Source organism: Acinetobacter sp. P8-3-8 (genome assembly GCF_000214135.1).
Classification (GTDB): Bacteria; Pseudomonadota; Gammaproteobacteria; order Pseudomonadales; family Moraxellaceae; genus Acinetobacter.
The window spans coordinates 154,189-168,600 of record NZ_AFIE01000002.1 but is presented as its reverse complement, the minus strand read 5'-3'; the positions used below and the strand labels follow the sequence as shown (position 1 = coordinate 168,600).

Below are 14,412 nucleotides of genomic sequence, written 5' to 3'. Positions count from 1 at the left end.
TATGAACGACATGAAGATGTTAAAGCAACCAGTAATCGCTACTTCTTATTATTTTTGGCAATTCTTTAAATAGTTGCCTGAAGTCGTTCGGGCACTGAAATAGTTGCCCATCAAAGTTAATACCTGATCGGCAACACCGATCAGGTTTTTTTATGCCTTTTACTTTATAAGCTTTTGATTTGAGACATTTGGAGAACATCATGATGACATTGAATAACGTATATTTTAGCAACTTTTATTGGTTTTATTTTGGTCAGCCCCGTTCGAATAGATCACATACGCTCAAATAAAAGTAAGGACTGTTAAAAAGTCCAAAGGAATACATCATGAATGCTTTAAATATCGCTTTACAACAAAATCAAAGTCAAGAAATCGAACTGAGTTTGCCGCATGATTTAAAAAGAAAATATTCATTAAATCATACACTCGCGATTCAAATCGCAGAACAGCGTCAAACGATCCAAAATATATTGGATGGTCATGACCATCGTTTACTGGTCATTGCTGGGCCATGTTCAATTCATGATGAAAAATCAGCACTCGAATACGCAGAAAAATTAAAACAAATTCAAAGTAAAATCTCAGATCAAATTTTTTTAGTGATGCGTGCTTATATTGAAAAGCCACGTACTACAGTCGGTTGGAAAGGTTTTTTATATGATCCAAATCTTGATGGATCATCCAATATGCAACTTGGTTTAGAAAAATCACGCCAACTTTATTTACAGATCATCGAAATGGGTTTGCCGATTGCCAGTGAGATTTTAAGCCCAATGGCGACAGCTTATTTCGATGATTTATTGGCTTGGGGTGCAATTGGTGCACGTACTAGTGAGTCGCAGATTCACCGTGAAATATCAAGTCATATGCCTTTCAGCATTGGCTTCAAAAATGGTACGGATGGCTCAATTCAAATTGCATTAGATGCCATTCAATCGGCAAGCCACGAACATCAATTTTTGGCAATGAGTCAAAAAGGAACGCCGTGTATTATGCAAAGTCAGGGTAATCCTTTGGCTCACTTGATTTTACGTGGTGCAAATCATGGCAGTAATTACGATGCAGAATCAATTCAACAGATTCGTGAGCAACATCAAGGTCATTTGCCTGCGTTAGTGATTGATTGTAGTCATGGTAATAGTGCGAAAGACCCATTGAAACAACCGCAGGTCTTACAACAGATTATTGCTGAAAGACAAATGACGCAGGTGCGTGGCGTGATGTTGGAAAGCCATTTACTTGATGGTCAACAGAAAATTTCATGTGATATGACCTATGGTCAATCAGTGACTGATGGTTGTTTAGGTTGGGACAAAACAGAGCAATTGTTGCTCAATATTGCAGAACAATTATCTGTTCAACCTTTATTGCGTACTGCTTAATTGCCTAAGCTAAATTCTAAAATCTAAGCATTAAAAAGATCAGATTAATCTGATCTTTTTGTTTTTAAGTTGCTGTTCAATAGGCTTCTTGCGTAAGTTGAGTTGTAATGAACATTTAATTTACAATGGAAGTTCCCTCTCCTTTATAAAGGAGAGGGTTAGGGAGAGGATTCATAATCCTGCTTCATATTCAGTATTGCTTAGTAGTTTTTCAACATCAGCAATATTGTCAGGTTTAATTTTATAAATCCAACCTTTGCCATACGGATCATCATTAACAAAATCAGGATCATCTTCAAGTGCTGTATTGATTTCAACAACTTCACCAGAAACAGGTGCATGAATATCTGATGCTGTTTTTACAGACTCAACCACACCAGCTTGTGCTCCAGCAGTTACGTGGCTACCCACTTCAGGCATTTCCACATAAACCAAATCGCCCAAAGCATCTTGTGCATGATCTGAAATACCAGTAATCACAAGATCACCTTCAATTTTTACCCATTCATGTGTATTTGCATACTTCAAATCTGAAGGATGATTCATAATGACTCCTTAATATGACAATTTCTTTTTGCTAAGCGTTATACAGGTTTTTCTATAAAAACAAAAGGCAAAGATATTGATAAACTTATTCATTCAAGCAAATAAGACTTATAAATATGGGTCTTTACGCCAACTGCTTGGGCTACGACCACTCCAACGTTTGAAGGCTCGGCTAAAGTTTGCAACATCGCTATAGCCTAATTCATCAGCGATTTGCTCAAGGGTATAATCCGTCCTTGAGAGTAGGGATGTTGCATGACGATAGCGAACTTCATCGACTAATGTTGAAAAAGATGTTCCTTCAGCAGCCAATTGTCTTTTGAGTGTTCGATCAGACATGTGTAGTCGATCTGCGACATTTTCAATACTTAAATAATGTTGCTCTGAATGAGTCAAAATATCACGTACACGCATGGCTAGGCGGCGTCTTTCTCCAAGTGCCGAAAGCTCTGCCTCACATTGATTAATCGCAATTTGACTGGCAATTGGATCTGCATTGACCATTTTCAAACCTAAGTATGATTTATCAAAACTTGCAATCAAATGAGGCTGATCAAAGCTCATATCGTAACGTGCAGCTAGCTTTTCTATATATTTATCAAAACCTTCTGGTTTTGGAAAATCAAAATCGATATCACCATGTAAGTTCTCGATTCCCGTTAAAGCCTTTGCCATGGTCATAATACCAAAGGTCAGACCCATCACAATTTCAGTACGTAAAGGCTCGATATCAATATCACATTGCAATTGTAAGGTGGCTTTTTCGCCAAAAGTAGAAAAATACAATTGTAAAAAGGGCATACGTAACTGGATAAAGCGGTTTGCGAGGACTAATGCGTCCGTAATATCATGAGCGGTCATAATGGCATAGCCAATGAACCCATGAATCGAAATACGCATTTGTGTACCTAGGTGATATCCAAGCGTTGTTTCACCCGTTAATTTTAAGGCATGCTTGACTAATTCATTGGCAAGAGGTGTCGGAATACGAAATTCGGGTTCTGCCAACTGTTCACTGGTAAAATTAAAAGGTGCAAAAAGGGTTTCTGCGCTATATCCCCAGCGAGAAACAATATCTAATACTAATAGTCCATATACACCAGGAATTCCCTGATCTTGGCGACCTGAGACTGTCTTCATTTGCTATCCGTTGCTCTCAACATGTGCTTTACTTCATTCCTTGTCTGTTTAATTTTAGCTTAGATTTAAGCGATTTATAAAATGTCTACAGACCCTAAATATATTGTCATGGAATATGTAAAAAATTCTCAATATTGTAAGACAAATTAAGAATTAATGAGCATCAAAATCACGTTTAAATACCACAATTTTGGTGGTTGAAATCAACAGGACATCATTATGTTGATTTTTGGCTTGCGTTACATAAGTTACAATAGCACGATCATTTTTGGTTCTTGATGGCGTAATAGAAACAATTTCGACTTCTACATGTATTTTATCGCCAACACGCGTAGGTTTTGGCCATCTTAAACTTGATTCTGAGCCAATGAGACCATAAGCAACAGGAAAACATTCTGTCCAAAGACGCATAGTTACAGCAGAAGTATGCCATCCACTTGCTGCTAGACCTTGGAAAATAGGGTGATCTTTGGCTTTTTCTGCATCGGTGTGGAAAACTTGAGGATCATATTTATTGGCAAATTCTAAAATTTCTTCAAGTGTCATTTCATATTCACGACTGGTAAAATGATCACCGATATTGATATCTTCTAAATACAACATGATCTAAACTTTCCTTTTTTGCACAACTTAAAAATATATTACTTCAACCACGATTTCATAACAGAACCTTAGTCTTATAAAAAACTAAAGTTTTTATATAGTGAATGAACAAATTCATTCGATATATCATTGTAAATATTCATTAAAACTAAGTTTAAAAATCAAACGACATGATGTGAATTATTCAACATGTTTATATAAAGTTGTTGGGTACCTGCTGGCAGTGCTGTTCGTTGTTCCAATAAATTTATACAGCGTAAAGTTAAATCAAAAGATTGATAACAACCGTGAGCAATCAACGCGAGATGTTTTAATTGCTCATCACTGATATTTTGCGGTTGCGTAAAATCTCGAACATATACAATATCGGCTTCAAGTAATTGATTAACAGCCCGTAAAGGTTCATTTTCATACATAAACGGTGAGATTGGCCATTTTTTTACGGCGGCAAAACAATGCGGTATAAATCCTTGACTACGCAATTCAATATCAATTTCACCAAAGCTTGGCTGATTTTCATAGAGCGTAACAAAGGAGATTTCTGTTTGTATAACAACAGCATTACGCAACTTCTCTTTGCCTGAAAGGAAAACAGACAGTTCTGCACCTTGTATATCAATTTTAAGAAAATCAAGCGCTTGAATTTCATCAATATCATCTAATTTGCATGTGGAAATGGGCACACGCTCCATAACCGTAGCATTCGCTTTTAATGCGACAAAATTGTCGAAAGTATTCTGATCTGGTTCAAGTAAACTGGTCATCCCCGAATATTGGCAAACTTTCAAAGTATGCATATTTCCATCACCGATGGCATAGGGGAGGTATTGCTCTAATTCACTTTTTTGCGTATTGAGCTTTTCTAGTGCTTCTAATTGAGGTTCAAAGCCTGTGACTTTACATAATTTTGATTGCAAAAGTATTTTATAGGGGGGATCACCATCTATAGAATTTGCACCAATATCGACGATTTCTGTTAAACGTAGCGGTTGCAATAAATTGAAAAGTTGATGCATATCATGTCCATAAGGTTATTTTTATATCTAATCATCATTGATGAAGAAAACACATATATTTCTGGTCTAAACAAATGCAAAAGGAAATTTGTGTAAATAATCAGCTTCAACTTCAAGTTCTAAAATTGTTTCAGAATGTTGAATCGTTTTCTTCATCATTTCACCCGCCTTTTTATAATCAGGATAATTATCCGTGTTTAACAGATCAAATTGAACATTTTCCCAATGTTTCTGTGTAGGCCATTGTGCATAGCCAATATAATCGCCCGTTTTGGTATCTTTATGTAGTCGTGAACCCAATGAGCCGAGTAACAGATAAATACCTTCGGTGCGAACTTTCCATGCATGTATAAAATCAGCTTCCATGCCTGCATGTATCTGAAAACGATATACGGCGATAAACATATGATTCTCTTTCTGATATTTCCTGAATGAACACGATCAACAGAGTTGAAACTTAAGAATATTCTAAATTGAAAATCGTGGTTTATTTAATCGTTTTTAGCATCCAAATTTCACAAGCATGACTATGCCCAGTATTACCTTTGGGTTGTTTTAAATGCTCAAAACCTAATTTTTCATAAAGTTTAACAGCTTGCCAAAGCGCTTTGGTGGTTTCTAAATAGCACGATTCAAACCCTTGTTGCTGAGCAAATTCAAAGCTTTTTTCAAGAATTTGCTTGGCGAAGCCAAAACCACGTAATGTAGGTAAAAAATACATTTTTTGGATTTCAAGAATAGAAGCATCGCCTGTTAATGGTGAAAGACCACCACCACCATGAATTTGCCCAGCTTCATCCTCAATGACCCAGTATTGCGCATTGGTTTGATCATAGACTTCATATAGATTGTCTAAAATTGGATCTGCAACTGCAAAACCTGATTCAGGTGCTAAACCAAATTCTTGAGAAACATCACGAATAATTTGAGCGATTGCTGCATTATCCTTGGCTTGAATTGGCCTAATTTTAAACATATGAAAATCTAAGCATAAAAAAAGAGATGAATTTTTATAACAAAAAAATCATCTCTTGTGGTGAGTTTAAAATTTAACTGGTTAAAAGTTTGTCAGTTTTAAACTTTTCCAAAACCTATTCTCATAATTTTCTCCTTTCATTGGAGATCATTTTAGTAAGAAAAAAAACTATTTTAACTCACTAGAGGTTTTACCTAATTCACGTCGTGCAATAATAAGTTGTTGAATTTGCTGTGTTCCTTCAAAAATATCGAGGATTTTTGAATCACGTGCCCATTTCTCTAATAATTCAGTTTCGTTATAACCGACACTTGCTGCTAACTCGACACATTTTAACGTAATTTCATTACCAATCCGTCCAGCTTTGGCTTTGGCAATTGAAGCTTCACGTGAATTAGGCTTTCTATTATCAGCCATCCATGTGGCTTTTATCGTGAGCAGGCGAGCAGCTTCCCATTCAGCTTCCATGCGATAAATTTGTGCTGCGATATTCGAGGTCTGTAAATAAGGCATTGCATAATCAGGATCAAGTTGATCTTTAAAAATTTCTTTAATCCGTTCTAAAGATGCTTTCGCACAACCAACAGCCATTGCAGCAACTAAGGGGCGGGTATTGTCAAATGTTTCCATCACACCTGCAAAACCTTTTGCCACATCAATTTCAGCATTACCCAGTAAATTGGCAGCAGGAACACGGCAGTCAATAAAGCTGATTGCAGCCGTGTCGGATGCTTTGATCCCCAATTTATGTTCAAGTCTTTCAACTTTCATGCCCGCTGTACCTTTCGGTACCACAAAAGATTTAATCGCCGCACGACCGAGTTTTTTATCTAAAGTTGCCCAAACAACCACTGAATCAGCACGTTCGCCTGAAGTCACAAAAATCTTTTCACCATTCAAAATATAGTCATCACCATCTTTTGTTGCGGTGGTACGAATTGCAGCAGAATCCGAACCACAACCCGGCTCTGTGATTGCCATTGCCGCCCATGTGCCTTTAAAACGCTCTAATTGTTCATCATTGGCTACAGCAGCAATTGCAGAATTTCCTAAACCCTGACGTGGCATAGACAGAAGTAAACCTGTATCGCCATAGCACATTTCAATGATGCTCAGCGCGGTACTCATGTTTACGCCATTTTTATTACCCACTTGAACATCACCACGGACATTCACAGCAGCACCTGCATTTAAACCTTCTCCGCCGTCATTCATACCATCAAGCAACGAAGCCAGCATATCTAATTCTTTCGGGTAGGCATGTTCTGCTTTGTCATATTTACGTGAAATAGGACGAAGTACATTGAGTGCAGTTTCATGTGCTTGATCTAAAAGCACTTTAAATTTCTTTGGATTTTGTAAATTCATGATTTTTATCCTGTTTTCTATTCGTTATTCGTTTTTTAATTTAAGCGTGTAAGCCTGAATGTAAAATTGCCATAGCACGTAAATCACGATACCAACGCTCAGCAGGATGTTCTTTGGTAAAACCATGTCCGCCTAAAATCTGTACACCATCTGTACCAATTTTCATGGTTTTTTCAGCACAGAGTAAACGTGCTAAATAGGCTTCCCGATGGAAAGCTTGTCCAGCTTCGGCAAGGCTTGCTGCATTGAGTGTTAACATACGCATTGCTTCAATTTCAATTGCCATGTCGGCAATCATGAATGCAACACTTTGACGATGTGAAATAGGTTCACCAAATGCAGTACGTTCATTGGCATATTTAATGCAATATGCTTTTACTGCTTCGCATGTACCTACGGCCATCGCACACCACATTAAATTTCCCAAATCTAGAAATGCTGGATAATTAAAATCCTCATCACCTAAACGTTGTGCAGGGCTATTTTCGAATCTTAAAGTCACAGTTTCAGTTGCTTTAAGTCCCATAGCTGGTGTTTTTTGTATGGTAATACTGTCATCACGATTCACCACAAATACATCAGGTTTACCGTTAAAATCGGCACTGACTAAGAATAAATCAGCCGTTTCACCCAGCATAACCAAAGTTTTTTCTCCAGTAATACTGAATTGTCCACCATTGGATATGGCTTTGGTTTTGAGTTTCATTGGATTAAAAGCAGCAGTGGCTTCTTGTACTGCAAAACTGGCTTGGATTTCTGTATCTTCTGCAAAACTTGGTAAATAGGTTGCTTGAACTTGTTCTGAACCCCATTGAGTAATTGCATTGATCACACTGAATGTTGAAAGTAAGCCTGCTGCAAGTGAAAAATCACCCTTGGCTAAACATTCTGCAATGAGAATATTACTGACAATGTTCTTTTCAGAAGCAACACCACCTAAAGCTTCTGGAAGAGCATAGTAATTTAAACCAAGGTCTGTACTGTATTGCCACAATTCAATTGGAAATTTTTCATCATGATCGGCTTGATGCGCAAGTGGATAGAGCACTTCAGATGCAAATTGATCCATTGCATCAACTGTCATTTGCTGTTCTTCGTTCAGGCTTAAATCAAATAATGATTTTGACTGATTGGGTAAGCGTTGTTTCGATACATTAGAATCTGATTTAAATGCTTTTTGTGTTGCGGTGAGCGTCTTAAAACTGGCTTTTGAGCCTTGATAAAGTGATTTTTCTACAAATTTTCGAAGTTTAAATTGATCAAGTAAATCACTACCTGCAATTTTTGTGATTAAGTTCAAGCCCAACCCCTGAGCTTTGTTTACCATATTTGTCATTCCGTCGTACCCTGTAATTTTAATGTTGGTATGACAACATCCTGACATGCAAAAAAATAAAAAACTATGTCAAAGCTGACAAAGTCATTGACCTTAGATAAGTGGTTAATGAACGTGTAAAATGATATTTAAATAGTTGTATTTTATATTTTATTTGAAAATAAAAATGCCCAACAAAAGTTGAGCACTGACAAATCTGACATTTAACGAAGGTGATTAGATTCTATTTAAAAATAGAAAATTTAGTGCTTATTAAAAAAAGGAGTCACCATTTTACGAACATTGGTTTTAGCATCAATCACAGTCATAAATGTGTAAGCGCCAATAAATTTACGGCTAATGAACATAAATTCTTTTGGTGGAATACTAAAGTAACGCGAAGCCATAGATTTAGATGCACGTTGCATTACACGGCTATGTAATTGGCTTTTTTTCCAATCATAACGATTCTGTTCATCCATTACGCCAGGAGGTAAGTCTGGGTTATTCAATAACGTACTAAAAGCTTCTGTTGCAAGAAGAAATACTTTTGCCATATCAGGTTTAATACTGAGTGGCATATCGTCAAAGAACTCATAGCCTGACATTGAATTGACCATTTCTTGGCTATCATGGTCATAACCTGATTTGATTAAATTACGAGCAACAGTCAGAAGTTGCGCGTCAAATTGACGAATTGCGCCAAAATCTAACAAAATAATTTTATCTTTAATATCTTCGCCATTACCTAAACGAACCAAGTAGTTGCCAAAGTTCGGGTCAGTTTGCATTTCGCCCCACTCAAATAGCTCACGAACTGCGATTTCAAGTGAAGACTCACCGAGCAGATTACGGCGTTCTTGCGGTAAAGACAGCATCACAGGGCTATTAATTGGCACACCACGTTCAAAGGTCATACATAGAACTTGGTTGGTACAATAATGATCAATGACTTGCGGAACCACATAGCGGGCATCTGTTTTCAGTCTTTCGCCAAAACGACGAGTCGTTTCAGCTTCTAAATGATAGTTCACTTCACGATGCATCATTTCGCGAACTTCATCAAACCACTGATCAAATTCACGGGTTTGTGGCACCATACGTGTCAGTTTGAGCATGTTTTTAAACAAACTCATATCTGAATCAATTGCATCCGCCACACCCGGATATTGAACTTTTAATACCAATTCCAAACCATCGGATTTGCGTATAGCACGATGAACTTGGGCGAGGGAAGCTGTGCCTATAGGCTCATGGTCAATGGTTAAGTCATCTAGTTTAGAACCCAATTGACTGACCAATTGTTCTTTAATTGCAGGCCAAGCCAGTGCAACAGTTTGATTATTGAGTGTATTTAATGCTTGAGTAATTTCTTCAGGTAAAAAATGTTCACCATAAAGCGCCATCATTTGACCGATTTTAACGATAGAACCTTTCAGTTTACCTATTTCTTGAACAAGATAATTGGCTTGATCTTTCATCGCTTGTTTGCGTTTCTTCTCTTTTTCTTCTTCACTTGAAAACATTGAACTAGCACTTGAAGCTGCCCAGCGTGTCCCTGCTAATAATGACGCTTTTGCAATTGATAAGCGACGATCCATTGACGAGGTTTTTAACTGTTTGAGCTTTTCGTTCTGATCTGACATGAAGATAAAATCCTTATAGAGATTCGAAAAGATGATGAATTGTGAAGAATATTACATGCAATAGCGCTATTTAAATAGTTCAATTCGCTAAACGGGGCGATATATTTCTACTTTCGTTGATTTAAATCGCATATTCATTGGAAATATTTGCAAGTTTACATTCTATATTGAATTTTAATCTCTTTTTTGAGCATTAAAGATTGTTTATTCGTTTCAATATGATGCGTAATCATGTCTTTAACACTTCGATTTGTAAATCCAAGTGAATAGCCTTTGACAATGATAATGCTAGGTAAACCAAAGAAAAAATATTTCACATCATCAAGTGAAGGTGTTTCATAAACGCCAAGTTCAGCCAATGTGTTTTGAAAGAATTGTTTTTCAGTTTGAACAGATGGATTGGATTCATCATTCCACCATGATTGACGCATGGCGAGGAGATTATTGTGTTTGTAGCTCATAAATTGACTGAATTCTGTTTAAGTTTGAAACTTGGTGTATATATAACGGTCAATATAAGCAATTTCAAGTGAAAGCACTAATTTTATCAATTGCATCACATATAAATTCATTTTTATGATTAAAGTTATTGATTTGTTTTAAAAATAAACAATAATACATAACAAAATAAATCTAAAAATTTAAGTACGTGGTAGGTGTGTAGTGAAACAAATTTTAGGGGTTTTTACATTATTGTGCTTACAAAACACTTTTGCAGAAGTTTATACCTGTACAAATAAGGGGCATACCGTATATCAAGGTAAACCATGTGCAGGCTCTACATCTTTAAATCACGCTCAAGCATCGATGGGTGATGCTCAAAAATATCAACAATGGAAAGCAGCACGAGAACCTAAAGTTGGTATGTCAGGTGACCAAGTGATTAAAACCACAAAATGGGGAGCACCTGAACGAAAAAGTTCCTATACCACGTCTAGGGGCAAAAGTGAAACTTGGTATTATCCTGAATTGGGTTATATTGCATTAAAAAATGGGGTGGTAATATCCATTAGCCAATAGATTTTGATTTAGTTAGATTTGGGTAGTTAGGATCGAATCAAATTTAATGATTCACTTCGCTTATTGATTGTAATTTCTCTTAAATCTTTTAAACTCAAGTGAGCTATTTAATTAAAATAATGATTTTTTACAGGGAAAATTGAATGTCGTTAAAATACTTGGGGTTAACGGTTGCTTTGTTATTGCCAATGCCGATTTATGCAATGGGGTACAGTTCTGATTATTTATCTTGTGTCAGTTCAAAAAGCGACAGCTATGCAAATTGTGCAAAGGATGAGTTTAAATACCAAGATGACCGTGTAGAAACATTATTCAAAAAAACTTTGGTTCTCTATTCAGGAAAAGAAAAAAGGGCTCAAAAGAAATACCAAAAACAATGGGTTAAATCGAGAGATCAGCGTTGTGATGAAGCGAACAAATCGGTATCTGAAGTATATAAAAGTAAATATTATACCTGTGCATTGAAAGAAACAGTCAATCGAGGAAATATGCTAGAACGACTTGCATTCAGATTATAAAAATTATTGTTTTAGAATCTGTTTTGAAATCTGATCGTGAAAAAGTTTGAAAGCATTATAAAAGTCATTCAAAACAAGGTATCATAAGCTGTTTAAAAATATGACCTTGGAGAAACCTTAAGTGGATCGACCGACTATTAGCCCTGAACATTTACAGGAAGCTGCTGAAAACTTAACAACAATTCGTGATTTTATTCGCTTTGGTGTTACAGCTTTACGTCAATACGATGCACATTTAGGTCAGGGTACAGAAGATTATTTTGCTGAAAGTTCAGCTTTGGTTTTACAAACAATGTCATTGGAATGGAAAGCAGATGCTGAAATTCTTGATGCAAAATTATTACCGAGTGAAAAAGCTGAATTTTTAAGTCTATTAGAACGTCGTATTAATGAAAAAGTACCGACTTCTTATTTGTTAAATTTAGCTTATTTCTGCAACAAACCATATTACGTTGATGAACGTGTATTGATTCCACGCTCACCAATTGCAGAGTTGATCAATAATCGTTTTGCGCCGTATTATTTAGACGAAAATGGTCAAATGCGTGAAGCGAATAATCAGTTACCTGAAAATACACAAGCTAAAACACCACTACGTATTTTAGATATGTGTACAGGTTCGGGTTGTATTGCAATCGCATTGGCATATGCATTCCCAGATGCGGAAGTTGATGCAACAGATATTTCAAAAGAAGCTTTAGAAGTTGCTTCAATCAATACTGAGCATCACGATAAACAGTATCAAGTTGCGTTACTAGAATCAGACTTATTCTCGAAAATTCCTGCTGAAAATCAATATGATTTGATCGTTTCAAATCCTCCTTATGTCGATGCAGAGGATATGGCAGACTTACCTGAAGAATTTCACCATGAACCTGAGCTTGCATTAGCTGCTGGTCAAGATGGTTTAGATTTAGTCCGTAAGATGTTGGCTCAAGCAGCAGATTATTTGACTGAGGATGGTCTGATTGTGATTGAAGTCGGTAACTCAGAATGGGCAATGCGTCAAAACTTTAATACTGTTGATTTCCATTGGTTACAATTCCAAAACGGTGGTTCAGGTATTTTTGCTTTAACAGCTGAGCAATGTCGTCAATATCGTGATTTATTTATTCAATCTACTCAAGTTTAAGGAGTCGTCAGTATGGCAGGTAATAGTATTGGACAACTCTTCCGTGTAACGACTTGTGGTGAATCTCACGGCGCAGGCTTGATGGCGATTGTGGACGGCGTTCCACCAGGTCTTGAGTTGTGCGAAGCAGATTTACAAAAAGATTTAGATCGTCGTAAACCGGGGACATCAAAGTTCGCAACACAACGTAAAGAACCAGATGAAGTTGAAATTATTTCAGGGGTTTTTGAAGGCAAAACTACTGGTACATCTATTGGTTTATTGATCCGTAATACAGATCAGAAATCAAAAGACTACGGTAATATTGCGCAAACATTCCGTCCTGGCCATGCAGATTATACCTATACTCAAAAGTATGGTTTCCGTGATTACCGTGGTGGTGGTCGTTCTAGTGCACGTGAAACAGCGATGCGCGTTGCGGCAGGTGCGATCGCTAAAAAGTTTTTAGCCGAAAAATTCGGTATAGTCGTACGTGGGCATGTCACACAAATTGGGACAGAAGTTGCAGAAACTTTAGATTGGAATGAAGTTCCGAATAATCCATTTTTCTGTGGTGATGTCAAAGCTGTACCTCGTTTTGAAGCATTGGTCACGTCACTTCGTGAGCAAGGTTCAAGCTGTGGTGCAAAACTTGAAATTTTGGCAGAAAAAGTACCTGTTGGTTGGGGCGAACCTGTTTTTGATCGTTTAGATGCAGATATTGCACATGCCATGATGTCGATTAATGCCGTTAAAGGTGTGGAAATTGGTGACGGTTTTGCAGTAGCAGGGCAATTTGGACATAGAACACGTGATGAATTAACAACTGATGGTTTCTTGGCAAATCATGCAGGTGGGATTTTAGGCGGGATTTCTTCGGGTCAAACGATTCGTGTTGCGATAGCGTTAAAACCAACAGCATCAATTACTACACCGGGTAAAACCATCAATATCAATCGTGAAAATACAGATGTTTTGACCAAAGGTCGTCATGATCCATGTGTAGGCGTTCGTGCGACACCAATTGCAGAGGCAATGATGGCAATCGTGCTCATGGATCACTTTATGCGTCATCGTGCGCAAAATGCTGATGTTGTTGCACCATTTACACCAATTGAGCCAAAGTAAAATCGCATTTAGATTAATGGATATTCATTGATCTAAGCATATAAAAAAACCAGACATCTAGTCTGGTTTTTTATTCTTAAATTTTAATAATTTAAATTATTGGGCAATTTGACCTGTATAACCTTTTAAGAAAGTTAGATAAGCAGATGACTGTTGACCATCAGCTTTTAAAATAGGGCGTTCAATATCGCCTTGGTTAGTCACTAGCTTCAATGTGATTTCTTTTCCACTACGGAACGAGTTTAAGAAGCTTGCTGGAACATTGATCGAATTTGATGATGTTTGTCCATTGTATTGAGTAGGATTAATGGTTGAATAAGCATAAGGTTGGCCGTCAACTAAGAATACAAATTGTTTAATATCGTATTTATTTGAATTATTGATTTCAGCTGTAATTTTAAAACCATTACGCTTTTCTTCATTCCAACGCATCGCAAGCTCAGGACATACTTCGTTTGCTTCACAGATTAAAGGGCCTTTGGTTACTACTTTTTCAGGGTAAGAACCTGCACAACCCGCTAAAGTTAAACATGCTAGAGAAGAAATTAAAGCTAATTGGAGTTTCATAACGCTTCCTATTCATTAATGTTATTGCTTGTGCAGAATGTGTAAAATTTACCGTTTTTTGGTAAAAAAGTGAATC

Annotated in this window: 16 protein-coding genes; 5 read left to right on the top strand and 11 right to left on the bottom strand. The window is 36.9% G+C overall.

Translation table 11 applies throughout. The features are described from left to right. Positions 1-326: 326 nt before the first annotated feature. Positions 327-1,382, top strand: coding sequence for a 3-deoxy-7-phosphoheptulonate synthase (locus tag GGG_RS0101960; RefSeq protein ID WP_010111633.1), 1,056 nt, complete (start codon positions 327-329; stop codon positions 1,380-1,382). A gap of 171 nt (positions 1,383-1,553) precedes the next feature. On the opposite strand, the gene gcvH is transcribed toward GGG_RS0101960, so the two are convergent. The 10 genes from gcvH to GGG_RS0101910 all read right to left on the bottom strand — a co-directional run bounded on the left by gcvH (position 1,554) and on the right by GGG_RS0101910 (position 10,453). Then, the gene (gcvH, locus tag GGG_RS0101955) at positions 1,554-1,928 is read right to left on the bottom strand and encodes a glycine cleavage system protein GcvH (RefSeq protein ID WP_010111632.1); all 375 of its coding nucleotides are present in this window, start codon (positions 1,926-1,928) and stop codon (positions 1,554-1,556) included. 108 nt (positions 1,929-2,036) lie between these two features. After that, entirely contained in the window at positions 2,037-3,068 is a 1,032-nt protein-coding gene (locus GGG_RS0101950; protein WP_010111631.1) for an AraC family transcriptional regulator, read from the bottom strand. A 153-nt stretch (positions 3,069-3,221) separates the two neighbouring features. Continuing rightward, a complete protein-coding gene (locus tag GGG_RS0101945) occupies positions 3,222-3,671 on the bottom strand; it encodes a MaoC family dehydratase (protein WP_010111630.1) in 450 nt (149 codons plus the stop codon). Positions 3,672-3,832: 161 nt separating this feature from the next. Continuing rightward, a complete protein-coding gene (locus GGG_RS19395; RefSeq protein WP_010111629.1) occupies positions 3,833-4,687 on the bottom strand; it encodes an FkbM family methyltransferase in 855 nt (284 codons plus the stop codon). A gap of 66 nt (positions 4,688-4,753) precedes the next feature. Then, positions 4,754-5,092, bottom strand: coding sequence for an antibiotic biosynthesis monooxygenase (locus tag GGG_RS0101935; RefSeq protein WP_010111627.1), 339 nt, complete (start codon positions 5,090-5,092; stop codon positions 4,754-4,756). An 82-nt stretch (positions 5,093-5,174) separates the two neighbouring features. Then, on the bottom strand, positions 5,175-5,663 hold the full coding sequence (locus GGG_RS0101930) for a GNAT family N-acetyltransferase (protein ID WP_010111626.1): 489 nt from the start codon (positions 5,661-5,663) through the stop codon (positions 5,175-5,177). Positions 5,664-5,831: 168 nt separating this feature from the next. Continuing rightward, positions 5,832-7,031 (bottom strand): acyl-CoA dehydrogenase family protein, encoded by a 1,200-nt coding sequence (locus GGG_RS0101925; RefSeq protein WP_010111625.1) that lies wholly within the window; start codon positions 7,029-7,031, stop codon positions 5,832-5,834. Between the two features lie 40 nt (positions 7,032-7,071). Beyond that, a complete protein-coding gene (locus GGG_RS0101920) occupies positions 7,072-8,358 on the bottom strand; it encodes an acyl-CoA dehydrogenase family protein (protein ID WP_171057635.1) in 1,287 nt (428 codons plus the stop codon). A 251-nt stretch (positions 8,359-8,609) separates the two neighbouring features. Next, positions 8,610-9,992, bottom strand: a complete 1,383-nt coding sequence (locus GGG_RS0101915) for an AarF/ABC1/UbiB kinase family protein (RefSeq protein ID WP_010111623.1) — start codon at positions 9,990-9,992, stop codon at positions 8,610-8,612. A gap of 155 nt (positions 9,993-10,147) precedes the next feature. Beyond that, complete coding sequence (locus GGG_RS0101910; protein WP_029574400.1) at positions 10,148-10,453, bottom strand: hypothetical protein; 306 nt, start codon at positions 10,451-10,453, stop codon at positions 10,148-10,150. Positions 10,454-10,655: 202 nt separating this feature from the next. Between GGG_RS0101910 and GGG_RS19390 the strand changes: the two genes are divergently transcribed. The 4 genes from GGG_RS19390 (at position 10,656) to aroC (ending at position 13,769) form a co-directional block, all read left to right on the top strand. Next, entirely contained in the window at positions 10,656-11,012 is a 357-nt protein-coding gene (locus GGG_RS19390; RefSeq protein WP_010111620.1) for a hypothetical protein, read from the top strand. Positions 11,013-11,155: 143 nt separating this feature from the next. Beyond that, complete coding sequence (locus GGG_RS0101900; protein WP_010111619.1) at positions 11,156-11,530, top strand: lysozyme inhibitor LprI family protein; 375 nt, start codon at positions 11,156-11,158, stop codon at positions 11,528-11,530. A 121-nt stretch (positions 11,531-11,651) separates the two neighbouring features. After that, entirely contained in the window at positions 11,652-12,662 is a 1,011-nt protein-coding gene (gene prmB / locus GGG_RS0101895; RefSeq protein ID WP_010111617.1) for a 50S ribosomal protein L3 N(5)-glutamine methyltransferase, read from the top strand. Between the two features lie 12 nt (positions 12,663-12,674). Then, the gene (gene aroC / locus GGG_RS0101890) at positions 12,675-13,769 is read left to right on the top strand and encodes a chorismate synthase (RefSeq protein ID WP_010111616.1); all 1,095 of its coding nucleotides are present in this window, start codon (positions 12,675-12,677) and stop codon (positions 13,767-13,769) included. Between the two features lie 96 nt (positions 13,770-13,865). Here the strand turns inward: aroC and GGG_RS0101885 are convergent, their stop codons facing one another. Beyond that, the gene (locus GGG_RS0101885; protein ID WP_010111615.1) at positions 13,866-14,336 is read right to left on the bottom strand and encodes a hypothetical protein; all 471 of its coding nucleotides are present in this window, start codon (positions 14,334-14,336) and stop codon (positions 13,866-13,868) included. Positions 14,337-14,412 lie beyond the last annotated feature (76 nt).

Bases quoted from the DNA above. Each gene is read 5' to 3' on its own strand.
- GGG_RS0101885 (WP_010111615.1), bottom strand. From the start codon at position 14,336: ATGAAACTCCAATTAGCTTTAATTTCTTCTCTAGCATGTTTAACTTTA.
- aroC (WP_010111616.1), top strand. From the start codon at position 12,675: ATGGCAGGTAATAGTATTGGACAACTCTTCCGTGTAACGACTTGTGGT.
- GGG_RS0101960 (WP_010111633.1), top strand. From the start codon at position 327: ATGAATGCTTTAAATATCGCTTTACAACAAAATCAAAGTCAAGAAATC.
- GGG_RS0101910 (WP_029574400.1), bottom strand. From the start codon at position 10,453: ATGAGCTACAAACACAATAATCTCCTCGCCATGCGTCAATCATGGTGG.
- GGG_RS0101935 (WP_010111627.1), bottom strand. From the start codon at position 5,092: ATGTTTATCGCCGTATATCGTTTTCAGATACATGCAGGCATGGAAGCT.
- GGG_RS0101915 (WP_010111623.1), bottom strand. From the start codon at position 9,992: ATGTCAGATCAGAACGAAAAGCTCAAACAGTTAAAAACCTCGTCAATG.
- GGG_RS0101900 (WP_010111619.1), top strand. From the start codon at position 11,156: ATGTCGTTAAAATACTTGGGGTTAACGGTTGCTTTGTTATTGCCAATG.
- GGG_RS0101945 (WP_010111630.1), bottom strand. From the start codon at position 3,671: ATGTTGTATTTAGAAGATATCAATATCGGTGATCATTTTACCAGTCGT.
- GGG_RS0101920 (WP_171057635.1), bottom strand. From the start codon at position 8,358: ATGGTAAACAAAGCTCAGGGGTTGGGCTTGAACTTAATCACAAAAATT.
- GGG_RS19395 (WP_010111629.1), bottom strand. From the start codon at position 4,687: ATGCATCAACTTTTCAATTTATTGCAACCGCTACGTTTAACAGAAATC.
- GGG_RS0101925 (WP_010111625.1), bottom strand. From the start codon at position 7,031: ATGAATTTACAAAATCCAAAGAAATTTAAAGTGCTTTTAGATCAAGCA.
- GGG_RS0101950 (WP_010111631.1), bottom strand. From the start codon at position 3,068: ATGAAGACAGTCTCAGGTCGCCAAGATCAGGGAATTCCTGGTGTATAT.
- GGG_RS0101930 (WP_010111626.1), bottom strand. From the start codon at position 5,663: ATGTTTAAAATTAGGCCAATTCAAGCCAAGGATAATGCAGCAATCGCT.
- gcvH (WP_010111632.1), bottom strand. From the start codon at position 1,928: ATGAATCATCCTTCAGATTTGAAGTATGCAAATACACATGAATGGGTA.